The sequence below is a fragment of the Endozoicomonas acroporae genome, assembly GCF_002864045.1.
GTDB lineage: Bacteria > Pseudomonadota > Gammaproteobacteria > Pseudomonadales > Endozoicomonadaceae > Endozoicomonas > Endozoicomonas acroporae.
In genome coordinates, this window is sequence record NZ_PJPV01000085.1 from 18,241 (window position 1) to 37,744 (window position 19,504).

General features: G+C 49.3%; 15 protein-coding genes and 1 pseudogene. 3 read left to right on the plus strand and 13 right to left on the minus strand.

What is annotated here, in order from left to right:
* Nucleotides 1–379 precede the first annotated feature (379 nt).
* Nucleotides 380–1,813 carry a glyceraldehyde-3-phosphate dehydrogenase gene (locus tag CX664_RS14950; RefSeq protein ID WP_101747515.1) on the minus strand — a complete coding sequence of 478 codons (1,434 nt, stop codon included), beginning with the start codon at nt 1,811–1,813 and terminating at the stop codon, nt 380–382.
* 258 nt (nt 1,814–2,071) lie between these two features.
* Here CX664_RS14950 and mfd point away from each other — a divergent pair, with 258 nt between their 5' ends.
* Together mfd and CX664_RS14960 are read left to right on the plus strand one after the other, a co-directional pair.
* The gene (mfd, locus tag CX664_RS14955) at nt 2,072–5,530 is read left to right on the plus strand and encodes a transcription-repair coupling factor (protein ID WP_101747517.1); all 3,459 of its coding nucleotides are present in this window, start codon (nt 2,072–2,074) and stop codon (nt 5,528–5,530) included.
* Nucleotides 5,531–5,793: 263 nt separating this feature from the next.
* Nucleotides 5,794–6,630 carry a CsiV family protein gene (locus tag CX664_RS14960; protein WP_180966509.1) on the plus strand — a complete coding sequence of 279 codons (837 nt, stop codon included), beginning with the start codon at nt 5,794–5,796 and terminating at the stop codon, nt 6,628–6,630.
* A gap of 198 nt (nt 6,631–6,828) precedes the next feature.
* Here the strand turns inward: CX664_RS14960 and CX664_RS14965 are convergent, their stop codons facing one another.
* From CX664_RS14965 to CX664_RS14995, 7 genes are all read right to left on the minus strand, one after another.
* Nucleotides 6,829–7,269, minus strand: coding sequence for an ATP-binding protein (locus tag CX664_RS14965; RefSeq protein ID WP_101747519.1), 441 nt, complete (start codon nt 7,267–7,269; stop codon nt 6,829–6,831).
* Nucleotides 7,270–7,271: 2 nt separating this feature from the next.
* On the minus strand, nt 7,272–7,604 hold the full coding sequence (locus CX664_RS14970) for an STAS domain-containing protein (protein ID WP_101747520.1): 333 nt from the start codon (nt 7,602–7,604) through the stop codon (nt 7,272–7,274).
* Nucleotides 7,605–7,654: 50 nt separating this feature from the next.
* Nucleotides 7,655–8,824, minus strand: coding sequence for a PP2C family protein-serine/threonine phosphatase (locus CX664_RS14975; RefSeq protein WP_101747521.1), 1,170 nt, complete (start codon nt 8,822–8,824; stop codon nt 7,655–7,657).
* A gap of 36 nt (nt 8,825–8,860) precedes the next feature.
* Nucleotides 8,861–9,898, minus strand: coding sequence for a mechanosensitive ion channel family protein (locus CX664_RS14980; protein WP_180966510.1), 1,038 nt, complete (start codon nt 9,896–9,898; stop codon nt 8,861–8,863).
* A 309-nt stretch (nt 9,899–10,207) separates the two neighbouring features.
* Nucleotides 10,208–11,227: a beta-N-acetylhexosaminidase gene (gene nagZ, locus CX664_RS14985; RefSeq protein WP_101747523.1), complete on the minus strand. Its 1,020-nt coding sequence runs from the start codon at nt 11,225–11,227 to the stop codon at nt 10,208–10,210.
* A gap of 27 nt (nt 11,228–11,254) precedes the next feature.
* Nucleotides 11,255–11,737 carry a L,D-transpeptidase gene (locus tag CX664_RS14990; protein WP_101747524.1) on the minus strand — a complete coding sequence of 161 codons (483 nt, stop codon included), beginning with the start codon at nt 11,735–11,737 and terminating at the stop codon, nt 11,255–11,257.
* A 34-nt stretch (nt 11,738–11,771) separates the two neighbouring features.
* Nucleotides 11,772–12,401 (minus strand): TetR/AcrR family transcriptional regulator, encoded by a 630-nt coding sequence (locus CX664_RS14995; RefSeq protein WP_101747525.1) that lies wholly within the window; start codon nt 12,399–12,401, stop codon nt 11,772–11,774.
* A 146-nt stretch (nt 12,402–12,547) separates the two neighbouring features.
* Here CX664_RS14995 and lexA point away from each other — a divergent pair, with 146 nt between their 5' ends.
* Nucleotides 12,548–13,150 carry a transcriptional repressor LexA gene (gene lexA / locus CX664_RS15000; RefSeq protein WP_101747526.1) on the plus strand — a complete coding sequence of 201 codons (603 nt, stop codon included), beginning with the start codon at nt 12,548–12,550 and terminating at the stop codon, nt 13,148–13,150.
* A 20-nt stretch (nt 13,151–13,170) separates the two neighbouring features.
* Here the strand turns inward: lexA and CX664_RS15005 are convergent, their stop codons facing one another.
* The 5 genes and pseudogenes from CX664_RS15005 to CX664_RS15025 all read right to left on the minus strand — a co-directional run.
* On the minus strand, nt 13,171–13,413 hold the full coding sequence (locus CX664_RS15005; RefSeq protein ID WP_101747527.1) for a hypothetical protein: 243 nt from the start codon (nt 13,411–13,413) through the stop codon (nt 13,171–13,173).
* Nucleotides 13,414–13,541: 128 nt separating this feature from the next.
* Complete coding sequence (locus CX664_RS15010; RefSeq protein WP_146000036.1) at nt 13,542–14,018, minus strand: DUF6586 family protein; 477 nt, start codon at nt 14,016–14,018, stop codon at nt 13,542–13,544.
* A gap of 303 nt (nt 14,019–14,321) precedes the next feature.
* On the minus strand, nt 14,322–16,964 hold the full coding sequence (gene topA, locus CX664_RS15015; protein WP_101747529.1) for a type I DNA topoisomerase: 2,643 nt from the start codon (nt 16,962–16,964) through the stop codon (nt 14,322–14,324).
* 432 nt (nt 16,965–17,396) lie between these two features.
* The gene (locus tag CX664_RS15020) at nt 17,397–18,911 is read right to left on the minus strand and encodes an FAD-dependent oxidoreductase (RefSeq protein WP_101747530.1); all 1,515 of its coding nucleotides are present in this window, start codon (nt 18,909–18,911) and stop codon (nt 17,397–17,399) included.
* A gap of 295 nt (nt 18,912–19,206) precedes the next feature.
* Nucleotides 19,207–19,504 (minus strand): annotated as a pseudogene (locus CX664_RS15025) (IS110 family transposase); the annotation flags it as partial.

Sequence of the window (19,504 nt, forward strand, 5' to 3'; positions counted from 1 at the left end):
ACATCTTCTCCACAGGCATCATTCAGTCGGTTTGGTAAGCGTTTTTTCTGCACAGCAGGTAATAACTCGCAAAAACGACCAAGATATTTGCACCTAAATCATCTGCCAGAGCCAGAACCTGTTTTTTTGTCGGGGTTTTAGTGTGGAATGGTTGCTGCCTGACAAAATGTCAATTGAACTGAATATATACGTAAATGAGAATGGTTACAATTTAGAGGACGACCAATCTCACTCATTGTTGACCAATATCAATGTACACAGGTCGTAATGGTAAAGCGGGATAAGAAGTGAAAAAGGCAGGATCTACAGAGTGACTGATTAGTTGTTCGGCTAATCAGTCACTCTGTGAAGTGTTCATCACTACTGACAAACGAGTGTTTTATGGAACCGACGGGTACATCGCACCAGACATAAACTGAAGTATCCGGTTGACCTGGCAGCTGTAACCGAACTCATTGTCATACCAGACGTAAAGCACACAGCGTTTGCCGTCAACAATAGTGGCTTGTCCATCCACAACACCAGCTCGACGGCTACCCACAAAATCACTGGAAACTGCTTCAACAGAGGTGACGTAATCCACCTGTTTCTGAAGGCTGGAATACAGTGAGGTCTCCCTGATAAAGCGATTAAGCTCTTCAACGGTGGTGGCCTTGTCCAGGGACAGGTTAAGGATGGCCAGGGAAACATTCGGGGTCGGCACCCGAATAGCATTCCCCGTCAACTTGCCCTCAAGTTCAGGCAACGCCCTGGCAACGGCTTTCGCTGCCCCGGTTTCGGTAATGACCATATTCAGTACAGCGCTGCGTCCACGACGCTCACCTTTGTGGTAATTATCAATCAGATTCTGGTCATTGGTGTAAGAGTGAACCGTCTCTACATGACCGTGTTCAACACCAAACTCATCATTAATGGCCTTCAACACCGGCGTGATCGCGTTAGTGGTACAGGAGGCGGCGGAAAGAATCTGATCGTCCGGCTCAATATCGTTATGATTTACCCCATAAACAATATTCTTGATATCCCCTTTACCCGGTGCTGTCAGCAGAACCCTGGATACTCCCTTTGACTGCAAATGCAGGCCCAATCCCTCTTTATCACGCCATTTACCGGTGTTGTCGACAATCACGGCATGGTTAATGCCATACCGGGTGTAATCGATGGAATCCGGGCTGTTGGAATAAATAACCTGGATGGCCACACCGTTGGCATAAATAACCTTATTCTCTTCATCAACAGATATAGTGCCCTGGAAAGAGCCATGAACCGAGTCGCGACGCAACAGGCTGGCCCGTTTCTGAAGATCATTGCCTGCACCGCCGGGCCTGACAACCAAGGCCCTCAGATTAATACCAGAGCCACTGCCCGCGCGCTCAATGAGGATTCTGGCCAGCAAACGGCCAATCCGGCCAAAGCCATACAATACGACATCCTGACCCGGGCCCAAAGTCTGTTTATGGCCATTAGTCACTGACGCTACTTGACCGGTGACGTACTCTTCCAGTGACCGGCCTTCAGCTTCCGCCCGGTAGCCAACCGCCAGCTTGCCAATATCAATACGGGATGGTCCCAGATCAAGGCCTGCCAGAATTTCCAGCACAGGGTAAGTCTCACGGACAGAAAGACCATTGTCCTCAATCTGACGGACAAACTTGTGCGCTTTCAGCAGGCTGATTACGGAGCGGTTAATGACGGGATGCCCAAACACAGACGTGACAACATGGTGATTCCTATACAGCTTGCCGATCAGTGGGATCATTGACTCAGCCAGTGCTTCACGCTCTTTCCAGTCCTGAAAACGGTCTGCTACCACGATAAATTCCCGTTTATTATTTCTGTTTTAAATACAATCCCTTATTTGGGACTTATGTTCCTTGGTTATTATCCTTGTTGATGGTGTTCGAGGCAACAAAGATTATCAAACATTAACACCGGTAATCTTTCTGCCGTTGATTTTCCTCCTTATTCCGCCATTTCCCGCTGGGGATACTGGGAGAACAGGATCACAACCGCTACAATCCACCACTTATATCTGTATTTGGGGTAAATCAGGAGAGCCTTCAGGATTTTCATGTTTCAACACACTATTCCTCTGCCAACCCACCCCGGCGACAAGCTTCAGTGGGGAAATCTCGCGAAAGCCGGGCCTGCCTTGACCATTTCCTGTGCTGCGGTATCGGACAACCTGCCGCTGATGATTATTACGCCGGACAGTTCATCAGCAAACCGGCTGGAAGAAGAACTGGCCTTCTTCCTTGCTGAAGAAGCAAACATTAATGTTCAGCAAATGCCGGACTGGGAAATACTGCCCTACGATACCTTCTCACCCCATCAGGATATTATTTCCCAGCGACTGTCAACGCTCTACCACCTTCCCCTGACCGACAACCGTGGCCGAAAAAAAATTCTGATTGTGCCCGTAACGACGCTGTTGCACCGCCTGTGTCCGAAGAACTATCTGCTGGGCAGCTGCCTGTCGTTGCAACCGGGCACCCGGTTTATCATTGATGAACGCCGGGGCCAGTTTGAGCAGGCCGGATATCGCTGTGTTGACTCAGTGATGGAACATGGCGAGTTCGCTATCCGTGGCTCGATTGTTGATATTTTTCCCATGGGGGCTGACACGCCCTATCGGGTTGATCTGTTTGACGATGAGATAGAGTCACTGAGAACGTTTGATCCTGAAACGCAACGCTCCATTGCAACGGTTGAGGAGATACAACTGCTACCGGGGCATGAATTCCCCCTGGATAAGCAAGGGATAGCGTTATTTCGCAGTAATTTTCAGGAAACCTTTGACGTTAACTATCGTGAATGCCCGATTTACCAGGATATCAACAAAGGTATTGCCAGCCCGGGCATTGAATACTACCTGCCTCTCTTCTTTGAGGAGACGTCAACGCTTTTCGACTACATGCCACAAAACACCCGAATACTGATCTACGACACCGTGGGTTCATCGCTGGATCATTTTTATTCGGATGTTCATGCACGTTATGACAACCGCCGTGTTGATCCGCAAAGGCCAATACTTCCACCATCCCGGGTTCTGATGCCCTCGGAGGAGCTATACAGCAAACTGAACGACTTCCCCAGAGTCACACTGTTTGAGCAGCCTGTTGCACCCAAGGCCGGTCGATTTAATTTAAACCGTGAGGAATTGCCGGAACTGACCATTAATGCCCGGCTTGAGCAACCACTGGCCCACCTCAAAACCTTTATAAATGACATTCATCATGTCCTGCTGGTCGCCGAAAGTGCCGGGCGGCGGGAAGTACTGCTGGAGCTGCTGAGCCAGAATAATATAACCCCTGACCTTTGTGATGGCTGGTCCGCATTTCTTAAAGAAAAGCCCGCCCTGGCGGTCAGTACCGGGCTGCTGGACAACGGACTGTATCTACCGGAAGAACAAATTGCCGTTATCCCGGAAGCACTTTTGCTCGGCCAGAGAGTACAACAGACCAGACGGCGGAAGACAGAAGACGAACACAGTACCGACCAGGTTATTCGCAACCTGACCGAGTTAAGAATCGGAGCCCCCGTGGTGCATATTGACCATGGGGTTGGCAGATACAGAGGGCTGGAAACACTGGCAGTGGATGGCCAGACCACGGAGTTTCTGACCCTGGAATATGCCAACGAAGCCAAACTCTATGTACCTGTCGCTTCTCTCCACCTGATTTCCCGATACACCGGTGCCGATGATGAACTTGCCCCGCTGCACCGACTGGGCAGTGAACAATGGAGCAAGGTGCGGCGTAAGGCCGCCGAAAAAGCCAGGGACGTGGCCGTTGAACTGCTGGATATTTATGCCCGCAGAGAAGCACGAAAAGGGTTTCCCTTCACTGAGCCGGAGCAGAACTATCTGGCTTTTGCTGCGGCCTTTCCGTTTGAAGAAACGCCGGATCAGCAACAGACCATTGCCGCCGTTATTGGCGATATGTGCGCACCAAAACCAATGGATCGCCTGGTCTGTGGTGATGTGGGCTTTGGTAAAACAGAAGTTGCCATGCGGGCCGCTTTCCTTGCGGCCCATAGCGGTAAACAGGTGGCCATTCTGGTTCCCACAACGCTGCTGGCGCAACAGCACTACGAAAGTTTCCGCGATCGATTTGCGGACTGGCCCGTAGAAATTGATGTTATTTCACGATTCAAGTCGCAAAAAGCCGTGGATCAGGTAAAAGAGCGGCTCACTGAAGGCAAACTGGATATTATTATTGGTACCCACAAGATTCTCCAGGGCGACCTGACCTTTAAAGATCTTGGCCTGCTTATTATCGATGAAGAACACCGCTTTGGGGTCCGACACAAGGAAAAGCTCAAGTCATTGAGGTCCGAGGTTGATATCCTGACCCTGACCGCAACACCCATTCCAAGAACGCTCAATATGGCCATGTCCGGTATTCGCGACCTGTCCATTATCGCGACACCGCCGGCACGGCGACTCTCGGTGAAAACCTTTGTCCGGCAATATGATCAACCCCTGGTGAAAGAAGCGATCCTCCGGGAGCTGCTTCGTGGCGGGCAGGTGTACTATCTTCACAATCAGGTGGAATCCATCGAAAAAGTAGCCAGCGACCTTCAGGAACTGATTCCTGAAGCACGGGTCATCACCGGTCATGGCCAGATGCGTGAGCGTCAGCTTGAACAGGTGATGTCCGATTTTTACCACAAGCGCTACAACGTTCTGGTATGCACAACCATTATTGAAACCGGCATCGATATCCCTAATGCCAATACCATCATCATCAACAGGGCTGACAAGTTTGGCCTGGCCCAACTGCATCAGCTTAGAGGCAGGGTTGGTCGCTCACACCACCAGGCCTACGCTTATCTGTTAACACCGACACCGAAATCGATGACGGCTGATGCCGCGAAACGTCTTGAAGCCATATCGGAAGCACAAACCCTTGGTGCCGGGTTTATGCTGGCCTCGAACGACCTGGAGATCAGGGGTGCGGGTGAACTGCTGGGCGAAGGTCAGAGCGGCCAGATACAGAGTGTTGGCTTTACACTCTACACCGAGATGCTTGAGCGTGCCGTTAACGCCATCCGCAACGGCGAAACGCCCAATCCGGACCAGCCCTTGAACCATGGCACAGAAGTGAACTTACGGCTTCCGGCCCTGTTGCCTGAAGATTATATTCACGATGTCCATAGCCGCTTGATTCTCTATAAGAGAATTGCCGCCGCTGATAATGAGGAAAAGCTAAAGAACCTTCAGGTTGAGCTGATTGACCGGTTCGGCCTCTTGCCCGACCCGGCCAAAAACCTGTTCCGTCAGATGAAGTTAAAACTCTGTGCCCAGAAGCTGGGCATCAAGAAACTGGATGCCAGCAGCAAAGAAGCAAGGGTCGAGTTTGAAGAGCAGCCCAGTGTCGATCCTATGCTGATTATTAACCTTATCCAGTCAAGCCCTCAGCAGTTCAGGCTGGAAGGCAGCAGCATCTTAAAGTACATTGACGCAATGGAAACTTCGGAACAGAGGTTTAAGGCAACAGAAACGTTGCTGGGCAAGCTTGCGGGTTAGGAATTGGCCCGAAATAATTCCGACATTTCTGAGCCTCGAAACTCCGTTCGTCCTGAGCCTGTCGAAGGGCGTGTACTCCGGCCTCGATTATCGTGCCAGTCACCCTTCGACCGTTCATCCTGAGCGGAGTCGAAGGGCGCTCAGGATGAACGGAGACCGAGTTTAAAATGTCGGAATTATTTAAGGACAATTCCTTAGCAGCTTATCTCTGCACAAAAGCCACAACCCCTGATTCCGGATTGGGTGATCCAAGGAAATTCTGTATGAAAAAACTTCAGCTTATCGCACTGTCGATAGCACTACTGGTTAATGTACCGCTTTCTGCTGCACCGAAAGCGAGTGATGGAGCACCTGACACCCCATGGTATCAGGTGGATCTTGTGGTTTTTCGTTACCTCAACAATGACAGTGGCGAAGCCTGGCCTCCCGTTGCCGGTTACCGGGCACCCGGCAATGTAATCAAACTGCAAACTCACTCTGCCGACCCTGATGATAGCAGTCCTCTGTTTGACATTATTGAGCCTGTAAAGCAAAGCCATCCTGATGTTATGCGTGATGCCTACATCGACCTGCCAGCCAATGAAAGGATTCTGAACAGCCAGGTAACTGCACTTGAAAGAAATCGCAACTATCAGGTGATTACCCATAAAGCCTGGCGAATGCCTGTCAGCGCCAGATCAGGTAAACGACCGATTGAAATCCGGGCTGCTATCAGCGGGCAGGACAACCTGTTGCTGAATGGCACGGTCAGCGTCAGTGAAGAGCGCTTTCTGCATGTTGATATTGATCTGTGGCTGAATAGATTAAGTCCGGAATCACTGTACTCCGCCCTGTCCGGAAACAATTACGAACAAAAGACATCCGACGTTCTGGCTGCTTCTGATATAGGATCTGACAATCTGGTGAGGCTGGATGATGGCTCTCCGCCTTTGCGCATAACCGATAATTTTCAGATAAAGCAGCGAAGAAGAGTTCGGAATGTGAAGGAAATTCAATACATAGACAGTCCGGAGATTGGCGTCCTGTTCAAACTTACGCCCTATGATCGCCCTGAGGCGTTGGTGGAAACGGGGATGATCATTTCAGAAAAAAGCAGCTGACGTTGCTAGAAATAAGTGAACAGAACAGTTCATCATTTCAATAAGTTTCATGTGGGCAATCTCCGTTCACCCTGAGCGAAGTCGAAGGGTGACTGGCACAGTCTTTATTCAGGGTATGGATTTTATGTCCTTCGACACCGCTCAGGACGAACGGAGTTTGGAGGTCAATGAACCCATCAACTGTATTGAAACCGTGTACTAACTCCTGATCTGCTTACTCATGATAAAACTGTTTTTATCCCCAACAGTCTGATACTCAACGCTATCCATCAAACTCTGGACGATCGGCAACCCTCTACCGCTGCATAGCCACGCCGCAGGGTTGTCAGGATCCACTGACATGTCCCTGTTCCCCAGCTTACCCTGCTCCATTGGCTTACCCCAATCACTGATGGTCAGCATTAAGCAAGCCTGCAAAAGACTGACCCCAACCTCAACCTTATGCCCCTTTTCATTACCATAGGCGTGCTCGATGGCATTATTCACAATCTCAACCACACACAGCTCCACACGATTCACCTCAACCGGGGATAGTGTTGTCATGGCACAAAGGCCCCGGACAGCCATGGCAACCAAGGTGGTATTCGCCAGCTCACTGTCAATCTCAAGCCTGACAGCCTGCCCCTTTTCGTCGGTCATGATTACTTCTCCTTAATGGCCTCGGTCACTGTAGGGAGAATGGTAAACAGCTTGTCCATAGAGGTAAGACTGAAAAGATCCATAACGGCAGGCTGGGCACTGGCCAGCTTCATGGAACCGGCTCCTCCCATTTTTTTCAGACCTGCCACCAATGCCCCCAACCCACTGCTGTCCATAAAACGCACCTGGGATAAATCAATCACCAGGTTATCGGAGCCATTATCGATCTGGTCAAACAGATAAATCCTCAGAGGCTCCGATAAAGATGCATCAAGCCGGGTTTCGTCGATTGATACGATGGTATGCCCGGCATCATTTTTAGAATCAAATGGCATGTCGCTCTCCTTGCGTCATAAACGTTGCGTAATTAATTAGGCAAGCCTGATTACGGCTGCCACTCAAGTACCAGATAAGTTACATCATCCTCAAAAACATCAGCTCCGGTCCAGTTAGTAATGTCCTGCTCAACCCGACTGATCATGGCTTCAAGGGTGTGATCAAAAGCATCTTCCAGAGAAGCTACCAGCCGGTCTTCACCAAACATTTCACCGATATCGTTTTCACACTCCGTCACCCCGTCGGAGTAAAGAAAAAGTCGGTCACCAGGTTGCAGCGCAATAGTAACATTTTTATAGGTCATGTCTGGCATCATACCTATCGGTACGCCACCACAGGCAATTTTTTCGACAGATTTTGAACCGCTTTTCAGCCACAGTGATGATGGATGGCCAGCCTGCGACAACGTAACAGAACCTGTGCGGCTGTTGATTACCCCATAGGCAATGGTGAAGTAGAGCATCGACTCAGGTTTTGCCTGAAACTGCTCATTCAGACTCACCAGCACTTCATTGGGTTCTTTTATCCGATAGAAAGGTGGCTCGCTGAATGACGCCTTAACCAGCGATCCACTCCCGTCCTCACGAAGGGTATTGTTCAATGAAAAAGAAAACAGTGCTGAAGGAATACCATGTCCGGCTACATCCAGTTGATAGAAGCCCAGTGTCTCTCCATCAAGCGCCTGATAACCAAACATATCGCCACCAAGAATGCGGCTTGGTTGGAAATACCAGTTAAAATCCACACTCTGAATTTTCGCTGGCTCAGATAGCAGACGGGCCTGTGTTTCTGCCGCCGACTCCAGGTCTTTTTCTATGGTATGTATTTTATGTTCAAGCGCCGCTTTTAATTCGATAATTCGAATGCCGGCATTAAGGCGCGCACCAAGCTCAGCAAAATCCACTGGCTTATTGATAAAATCATCAGCACCACGGTTAATCCCTTCCACCACGGCCTCACGATCCGAGTTACCCGTTAGCAGCATGAAATAGATATAGTACCCAAAATCACTGTTACGGATCGCCTCACACAGCTCGATACCATCCATATTGGGCATCATCCAGTCACTGATGACAATCCGGATATCAGGATGGCTTTCCAGAACATTCAGTGCTTCATAGCCGTCTGATGCCTCAAAAACACGATGCCCCTGCTTTTTCAGAACCACAGACAGAATCATTCTCTGGTCACGGGCATCTTCAACAATCAGTATATCCATGCGCTTTGTTATCAATTTTCATCGTATTGAATATAACTACTGTGTTATCGACCCATCGGAAAGAATCCTTCGAGTCGGATAAGCGAATAACGCCCCTTCCTCGTTAACAACCGCTGCAATCAGCAGCAAAATAGATTGCTGAGCCTTTAAAAAACCAACACGATCCGTTCTTGTGATATGCACCCGAACCTGACATAAAAGGGCAGAATCATCATAACGAATGAAAACGGCATAATGAGGCTCACGACTGTCAACCTCGGGAACCTGTAGAACAAGATCATCTATGCGACTGAGAATGCGGGGTATTTTGCCAATATCCTCGTAACGAAGAGCAAAATTTTCAATCATCCGGCGGTTTTTCATTCGGGTGGCATTCTCCACCACGATGCCGGTAAAGATTGAGTTTGGAACATAAATAGGCCGTCTATCAAAGGTTCGTATTTTTGTCAGACGCCAGCCAACCTTTTCGATATGCCCTTCAATGGATCGGTCCGGAGAGCGAATCCAGTCACCCTCGGTAAAAGGGCGATCCAGCATCAGCATTAATCCACCGAAAAAATTGGCCAGCCAGTCCCTGGCAGCAAGACCCAGAATAATACCGCCAATACCACCAAAGGCCAGAAGGGTTGACAGGCTATACCCGAAGGCCTGGGCAAGGCTCAACAGCGTGGAAACAACGATAATCAACTGCACTGAACGGGCAATCACTGAAGGCGATAAGCGCTCGCGCCACCGCTCACCCATGGAATCCAGCACCTCTGGCATATTCAGGCTGATTTCCCAGATAAACCAGGCCGGATAGATGGTCAGAATGAGTTTTTGAATCAGTTGCAGGGTTTCATTGACATCCGACCGCTCAAGCCCGGGCCAGTAATGCGCCGAATAGAGAATGAACAACACCCAGGGCAGCGTCAGCAAGGGTCGGTGCAGTATGTTGATAGCCAGGCACCAGAATACCCGTTTCGGCCCCTTTTGCTCACCATGAGCCAACCACTTTATGCCATAAAATGAGGCAGCCGCCAGCAAAAAGGCAATCATCAAATGAGAATAGAACGAGATAAATTCGGGATTCATAATCGGGATCATTCAGGGATTTAAGTTGGTTATTTTTATAAATTGTAGCCAGTTTGTTTACTATCCTCTTTCAAGCATTCCTACAACCGCTTAGAAAGAAAGTTAAGTAGTTGGCCAAATGGAATCGTATATTTCTGGCTAAGTGGGCAGTTGCTATGCAAGGCGCAACGTAGGGAGCATAGCCGTAGCTATGTGACCGGAGTTGCAACGCCGCAGAGTGACTGACAACTTAGTCAGAAATATATGATTTCATTTGGTTAACTACTTACCCTGAATTACCGGACGGTGATGGCCATGGCACCATTAAAATCAGCCTGTTCCAAAAGCCTCTGTCAGCATTCTACGCGCTTTTCTGTAGCGCTCTGACTGTTCAAGAGACGCCCAATCAGTGTATGAGTCGGGCATCAAACCATCCGGACCAACACCCTGTAAACCCGAGCCGTCTATCTCAGCCAGTACCTCCCGAACCCCCTGACGATTACAGATAATCAGGAGATCACAACCAGCATCCAGGGCTGCCCTGGCCCTGGCAGGATAACTGCCGGTTTTCGCCGCTCCCTCCATCGACAGGCAATCGCTGATAACCAGACCCTCAAATGACAGCTGGTTGCGTAACACCCCTTGCAGCCATTCTGAAGAATAACCCACCGGATGCCGGTCAATAGCGGGAAACAGGATATGGGCCGGCATTAATGCCTCAACCCCCTTTTGAATCATTAGCCGGAAAGGCTCCAGGTCCGACTGGCAGATCTCAGCAAAAGTCCGATCATCCAGGGGAAGGCTCACATGGGAATCAGCATCCACATTCCCATGGCCCGGAAAGTGCTTGATAACCACAGACATTCCCGCTTCATGAACCCCATCAATCCACAATGAGGCCAGGTGATTCACCTGCTCGATCGAACGCCCAAAAGCCCGATCTCCCACGATCGGCGTTTTACCATGATCAATATCCAACACAGGCCCCAGGCAAAGATCTATCCCACAGGCCAGCAACTCAGAGGCCATCAGCCAGCCTGACTGATAAGCCATCTGATACTGCTGATCCGGGTCGAATGCCCCATAAGCCTGCGCCGGGGGTAGACGGGTAAATCCGTCCTTGAAGCGTTGCACACGCCCACCTTCCTGATCCACACAGATTAACAGATCCCGACGAACATTCCGGACAGAACGAACCAGGGCAATTAACTGTTCCAGACTCTGATAGTTCCTGGAAAAAAGGACAATACCCGCAACACCGGGCAGGGCAAGCAGCTGGTGCTCTTCGGCGGTCAGCTGCACTCCCTCGAGATCAATCAAAAGAACACCACGGTTCTGGCCTGTTGGCACGACTTTATCCTCTAAAAAAAAGTGGTATCAGCAAAGCAGTATATCGATCCTGGTACCGGTATCTACACGGTCAAACAGATCGATAATATCTTCCCCATGCATTCGGATACATCCCCGCGAGCCGGGTTCTCCCATCACTGCCGTATCCGGCGAACCGTGGATATAGATGTAGCGACGCATGGTATCAACATTACCCAGCCGGTTATATCCGGGCTCCAGGCCACTGAGCCATAAAATTCTGGTTAATATCCAGTCCTTTCTTTCAGGGTACTGCTGACAAAGCCCGGGGGAATAAATCTCACCGGTAAAGCGACGTCCGACAAATACTGAATTAGTCGGCAGACCGGCACCAATTTTCGCCCGGATAACATGCTGCCCAAGAGGTGTTTGCCAGCTCCCTTCCTGCTGCCCGACTCCCTTGCTGGCAGTAGATACAGAATAAACACGGCGCTTGCCGTCCTTCTCGTGCAGCACCATCGCCTGACTGGCAATATGAACAGTAAGATGCATCGGTAAATCAAGCTCTGTATGGTTAAATGATCCGTCAGGTGTGCGATCTGAGACCTGCCGCCATGAAAGGCACCATCTTTCTCATGATATCTTCCAGTTCAGTCCTGACCCCATAATCGCTTTCCGCAATAGCCCTCAGCGCATCCGCTCCTGAAAGGGTAAACACAGCGGAACCCAGAATAAAATAGACGCGCCAGAACAGGTCATTCAATGGTAACTCAGGACACGCTTTTACCAGCAACTCCAGATAAGCCTGGAATACTTCCCCGTAGACATCGCGCAAATATTTCTTCAAATGCCCCTGGCCCTGTGTGTAGGCCAGGCCAATCATCCTCATACAAACAGAGAGATCTTCAGGGCTGCGGGGTTTAACCGCCATGATCTGATCCACCAGTAAATGAAGTATTTCTTCCAGATCAAGAACCTCATTATTATCCTGATATCGCACAAGAGCCCCGGAAAGATTGCTGACAAAAGGATCGAGAAAACGGGAAAAGACTGCCTGGATCAGGGATTTTTTGGAGCCGAAGTGGTAATTAACAGCGGCCAGGTTAACACCCGCCTGACTGGTAATTGAACGCAGCGAGGTCTCTGCGAACCCATGCTCAGCAAATAACTTCTCGGCAGCGTCCAGAATCCTGTCTACTGTCGCTGACTGTGACATGTCTGTAAAACCTCCAATGTAAACATTTGTTTAAAACTAACGTTTGCCAACTGAAACATCAAGTTAGATTAATAAGACCGGGGTGGTTGCAGTCAGCAAAATACTGTATATAATTACATGTACTGTATAAAAACACAGATTTAATCATGTATAAATTGACCAAGCGCCAGACTGAGATCCTTGAACTGATCAAATCTCATATAGAAGAGACCGGTTTCCCCCCCACTCGTGCAGAAATCGCACAGACCTTCGGGTTCCGATCGCCCAATGCTGCAGAAGAACATCTCAGAGCCCTTGCCCGCAAGGGAGCTCTCGAGATCACCCCCGGAACCTCAAGAGGTATCCGAATCCCTGGCACCGAATCTTCCGGCCTGCCTATTGTAGGACAGGTTGCTGCAGGAAGCCCCATTCTTGCCCAGGAACATATTGAAGACCACCTGTCCATCAACCCTGATTTCTTTTCCCCCAAAGCAGACTTCATGCTTCGGGTAAAAGGAATGAGCATGAAGGATATCGGTATTCTTGACGGGGATCTTCTGGCTGTCCATAAAACATCAACCGCAGCCAATGGCCAGATTGTCGTTGCCAGAATTGACGACGAAGTAACGGTCAAACGTTTTGAACAGGTTAAAAACAGAATTTACCTGCACCCGGAAAACAAAGAATTCCAGACAATCGAAGTAGACCTCAGCGTTGATACCTTTGCTATCGAAGGACTGAGTGTGGGGGTTATCAGGAACAGAGGATAACTGGATGGGTTGTATGACAGTCAGTGAAGAACCCGGTTTTCAGGGATGTATTCTCCAGCGTCAGCTTCTGTTTTACGCCCGACTTCTTCTATGCAGGCATCCAGCATAGCCTTGGCTACCTCCACCTGATCTCCCTGGAGAAAGTCCAGCAACTCCCGGGAGAATGACATGGTAACCAGAGGCTCAGCGTTCTCCTCATCACTGCGACGCAAAACGATTTCGCCGGAAGGCAGTTCAACAATTTCAAGAAACGACGCTGACATAAATAGTGACACCGGGATTTTAGGGTTAGCAGTGAAGCATTGTGCATTAGCCAGCAGAGGCTTTCAAGATATCAGCCCTAAAGAGCTGAATATGGCTGGCAATGAACAAACCTGAAAACACCAGAAACCTACCACTCCAGGCTGAAGTTCCGACTGTAGGTAACCAGCTCCTTCAAGGACTCAAGCACAGAAAGAAAGCCTTCTGACTGATCAAACCGCACACTATTGGCATTAAACAAAGGAATTTCATTCCGCTCAACACTTTTACGCTGTATAGGCATGGCACAGTCCTGATGACTTTTTAATAACGCCGACAACCAGGAATCATGTTGCTCAAGACGTTCAATGTACTGCAACTCAGTAGACACCTCTCCCTTGTGATGAACACTGTTCATTGCCTCATCAAGAGAGGGTAGCTGATTTACCGGCAAACGGTAATTCGTCATAATTTCCGCCAGTAACGAGCGGTAAGCCTGAACCATTGCATTCAGACAGGCCTCACGAAATGCCGGCTTGGCAAGATCATCTGCATCTTCCCAGGCATCCAGCAACAAACGGGCGTGAAAGAGCATTTTATTGGTATATCCCTGCCAATTGTTTGTCATAACCAACTCCATCAATCTTTCGGGAACAACTCGTGTTTTGTCGAGCTAAGGAATTGTCGCTTAAAAACTTCCTCATTTTGCCACGGAGGCACAGAGTCACAGAGTCACAGAGTCACAGAGTCACAGAGGAAAAGATTTTTTTCTTTTCCCCGTGACTCCGTGTCTCTGTGGCAAGTTTTTTCTTTACTGGATAATATCCGAAATGTGGAAGTTATCTCGGGACAGTTCCTAAAAGTTACTAACTGCCATAATACAACAGGGCCTAATAGCCCTGTCTCACGAACCCGGGAGTTTGAGATAAATCTAACCGGATTGCCGCTTTTTAGACTGCTTTTCATGCCAGCGACCATCTTCAAATACCGCACTCCAACCCGTTGCCTTACCATCAAGCTCGGACATTACGTACTGCTGCCTGGTCTTGCGGCTGTAACGAATAATTGCCGGATTGCCATCCGGGTCCTGACGGGGAGCATCCATCAGATAACCGTATTTAGGGTCGATCATGGCCTGATGGGGCAATAGCTCCGCCACCAGCGGAGCACGGGTCTCTCTGTTCTTGGGAAATTGGCTGGCCGCAAGGAACAAACCGGACGCGCCATCCCTGAGCACATAATGGTCATCAACCTTGACGCACTTTAACTCAGGCATGGGCACCGGCTCCATTTTGGGTGGAGCAGGCTCACCACTTTTCAGCAACTTTCTGGTGTTCTTGCAGTCACTGTTGGTACAGCCAAAATACTTGCCGAAGCGCCCGGTTTTCAACTGCATTTCACTGCCGCACTTATCACAGTCAAGTACGGGGCCATCATAACCTTTTAATTTGTAACTTCCCTTCTCCACCTCAAAGCCGGAACAATCAGGGTTATTGCCACAAACGTGTAACTTTCTCTGCTCATCAATCAGATAGCTTTCCATCGCGGTAGAGCACTTGGGGCAACGACGCATGGCACGCAGGGCGTTAACCTCGGCGTATTCATCATCGGCGTCTTCCACCTCTTCACCGGGAACCAGGTTAATCGTCGTTTTACAGCGTTCCTTCGGTGGCAGTGCATAACCGGAACAACCCAGAAACACCCCGGTCGATGCAGTACGAATCATCATGGGTCGATGGCAGGTAGGACACTCTATATCGGTCAGGGAGGGTTCATTTGCGCGCATTCCTCCTTCACCCTGTTCAGCCTGGGTTAACTGAAGGGTAAAGTCGGTATAAAAATCATCAAGAACCTGCTTCCAGTTTTTTTCACCTTCAGCAATATCATCGAGTTTCTCTTCCATTCTTGCCGTGAAGTGAAAGTCCATGAGCTCATTAAACGACTCATTCAGACGATCAGTGACAATATCGCCCATTTTTTCCGCATAAAAGCGGCGATTCTTCACTGAAACGTAACCACGGTCCTGAATGGTGGAAATAATCGACGCATAGGTCGACGGCCGACCAATACCCTGTTTCTCCAACTCCTTGACCAGTGCCGCTTCGCTGAAACGGGCCGGTGGGCGGGTGAATAGCTGCTTGGGGTCCAGTTTTTCCAGGGTCAGGGCTACCCCTTTTTGCAGATCCGGCAGAATCACATCTTCGCCTTTTCTGGCCAGAGGCTTTTGCACCCGGGTATAGCCATCAAACTTCAATGTGCGTCCCCTGGCTTTGAGCTGATAGCCGTTAACGTCGACGATCAGAGACGTACTGAGATACTCGGCAGGCGTCATCTGACAGGCAACGAACTGACGCCAGATCAAATCGTACAGACGCTCTGCATCCCGCTCCATTCCAGACAGATCATCAGGCTTTAACGTAACACTGGATGGTCGAATCGCTTCGTGAGCTTCCTGGGCACCTTGCTTGCTGCTGTACAGATTTGGCTGCTCCGGACAGTATTGATCACCATACTGTTTGGCAATAAAGGACCGGGCACTGGCCACCGCATCCTGGCTCAGATTGGTGGAGTCGGTTCGCATGTAGGTGATGTAACCCGCCTCATACAGGCGCTGCGCCAACATCATGGTTTTCTTGACACTGAAACCCAGGCGCGTGCTGGCCGACTGCTGCAGTGTTGATGTGATAAAAGGTGCCGAAGGCTTACTCTGGGTTGGCTTATCTTCACGACTGGTCAGGGCGTATTGACCCTGCTGTAACTGAGCCAGGGCTTTATCCGTTTCCGCCTTGCCTGTCGGCCTGAAATTTACCCCGTTCTCTTTAACCACCTGAAAACGGACGGCATCACTCCCGGCAGCCAGGAGATCGGCATAAACTTCCCAGTACTCTTCAGGAATAAAACTGCGAATTTCCCGCTCGCGCTCCACCACCAGCTTGACAGCCACGGATTGAACCCGCCCGGCAGAGAGCCCACGGGCAATTTTTGCCCAAAGCAGCGGGGAAACCATATAACCCACCACCCGATCCAGAAACCGGCGGGCCTGTTGAGCGTCAACCCGATCCTGATTTAACTGCCCCGGGGATTCAAACGCAGACTGGATGGCTTTCTTGGTAATTTCGTTAAAGACAACCCGGCGATAGCGCTCCGGGCTGCCACCGATGGCCTGCTGCAAATGCCAGGCAATGGCTTCTCCCTCGCGGTCCAAATCCGTTGCCAGATAAATGGTGTCAGCGTTTTCTGCCAGACGGGCAAGTTCGTCAACGACTTTTTCCTTGCCCGGCAAAATCTGGTATTGCGCTTCCCAGCCATTATCGGGGTTGATCCCCATACGGTCGATCAACTGCTCACGGGCCTTGATTTTCTTGCGGCGCTCACGCTCCTCAGGAGAGAGCTTTTTAGTCTCGGCAGCTGCCCTGGCCCTGGCCTTGGCATCCACGGCTTTCTTCGGCCCACCCGCTGTTGGCAAATCCCGAATGTGACCCACACTGGATTTGACAACAAAGTCTTTGCCCAAATATTTGTTGATCGTTTTCGCCTTGGCAGGCGACTCCACAATAACTAGCGATTTACCCATGCTGCCTTACACGTCCTGTCATCTGTTCCAATGTTCTGGCTGGTCAGATCTGTGAGCAGATAAATCGCCCATCATACTCAATAATCAGACCTGCTGAAATAGAGTCTACTCGCCAGAACAAGAAAAGCCGGGATAGAAACTGCTTCAATATATAAGGCGAAGTCAATAATCGGTCAAGGAAAACCATCAACCTCGTTCCCGTAAAGGAGTGGGTTATTTTCCTGTATGATCCGGTACAGAGCCTTATTTCCAGTACCTTAAAGCCACTTCCCGACTCGAATATTCTGGTCACATTTCCGCCGGGCAACTCAGCACTTAAGTAGCTAACCAGCTATGCGAACCTGCTTATTTTCATGGTAATCAGTAACGGCTGAAACCCTTAAACGCTTAACACGGTTTTACCTGAGAACTCAACCATAACTATCCAATTGCTCAGAAAATACGAGATATGATTTGTTTAATTAAAGAGGGTATGTTCAGCGAAAATGAGCTGGCTGTTCTGGGTGTGAATGGAATTGCCAAATCTTTCACATCCTTATCCGCGTTTTTCAAACCTTCGGCAAAGAAAAAATTGGGTGTCTCTTTTGCGTCACCAATAGCTTCACTCTTGCCAAAAGGGAGTGCCACGGAAGGTTGTGCCAGCTTTTGTTTCTCTACAGTGAAAATGGCATGGCTCAAGTTCTCCTTTTTTGACCCTCGTGCGGTATGGCTGTCGGTATCGACGTAGGTTGGTGCCAGCAAGCAAGCCCGCTTCGTCGGAGTCACTGTCGCTGCACAAATCAGTGCATTCCACTCAAGCTGTTGTTCGGGTTTGAGGTTTGTCGGGCACTGCCCGGAAATCCACAATTTCTCAGAGTTGGCATGGGATAAGAAAATGTAGCACTGAGGGTAATAGTTGCTGCTCCATCCCAGCTTCTTGAATTCAGGCAGCAGGTCAGCAGGTATTTTTTCCTCGGAGTTGAGGAGGGCACCGGTTTTGATCGCTGCCCAGCTTGGATGATGGATATAGGCGCATTGGCATCTGCCGCTAAAAGGGGTATTGACCGTTATTTTTTCCAGGCTGGCTCCCAATTCTTGTAACGATTGGCGCGATGTTCCATGCACGCCATCGGCATGAATAATTGAATCGAAAGCAATACGCCCCGATGGTGGTAAATCCATGGTTTGAATCCATGGGTCAAAAGAACCGGCTCTGGCTTGATGCTTGATATCTATCAAATCCGGATATTTTGTTTTCGCGTACTCCATATAGATACGCTGGATAACGTCGGTCTGTAAGTTGGTATAGCTGTTGCGCCTTACTTGTTCCCGAATGCTTGCCAGGCTTTTTGGATGCGCTACATCCGATTTCTTTCTGTGAGAAAAAACGTATCCCGGGCCGTGAGCGCTTTCCAGAGCGTCCAACATCTGATTAATTGCATAAGTTGCTTCTGGCCCTAAAGCCATAACGCTTGAGCGGATATCCCACTCCTCTTCATTGCGGCCTTCACACAGACAAACCTTGTGACCTTTCCTTGCCAGCTCCACCGCTGCCATCAATCCTGTTGGACCTGCACCGGCCACTAGCGCATCATAATGGGGAATTTTCTCCTTGCTTAACAATTGGGCTCTTTGCTGAGCTAATGATGCCTGTTGCTCACCGATAAGAGCGTTACTTTCGTGAAGCTGTTTAACCTTCTCACCCAGCTTATCCAATGATTTAATTTTTTTATCGGCTTTGAGGATCTTAATCTTTTTCTGCTGAATGTTTTTGGCTTCAGGACTTGATAGATTATTGTTTTTTTGAGTCGTTAAACTGCTGGTCTGGTTATTATCAGATCGGGCAATTTTTCGGCCAAATCGTAGAAAGCTGAAATTGAATCGGGACTTCTTGGCAGGCTGTTCAGAGCTTGGTGCTGGTGTTGTGGAAGGTGTTGGTCTGTTATCTGATGGAATCAAAGTCCCCATGTGCCATCTCTCAAGAGTTGTTTTTATCGATATGTTGGCGTAACAAACAGTTTAATCGGCATGTCATAGGAAAAATGGTGGTTCAGGCATAAAAAATGCCGATCTATGCCACAATGGCACTGACTTAAGCGTGAAAGCCTTGCCATAGTTAGTTAAAAGACTTTCACCACAAAGGCACAAAGACACAAAGGAAGAAAAAAGAAATCTTTTCTTTGCCGTGAAAATCCCTGAACTCAAGGTGCAAGGAACCGCCCTGTACAGAACAAGGAACTATCGTATTAATAAAAACTCAGGCTTATTTCTGAGCCTGAGCCAGGTAGCCGTAATCGACCAGTTTGTTCAACCAGCGTGACGCATTCTTCCTGACCATCAAACCCTCGTAATCAGTGTCAGGGTCAATATAAGGCTGGCGTAGCTTTAGTAAGGTATAAATTACACGAATAAGCTTGTGAGCTATGGCAACCAGGCTTCGCTTATGCCCCCTGCGAATGACCAGGCTCTGGTACTTGCCCTTGAACTGGCTCTTGGTCTTGATGGCAGCATTAGCCACCTCACACAAGATCGTTTTGATCATCTTGTTCCCTTTTCGGGTT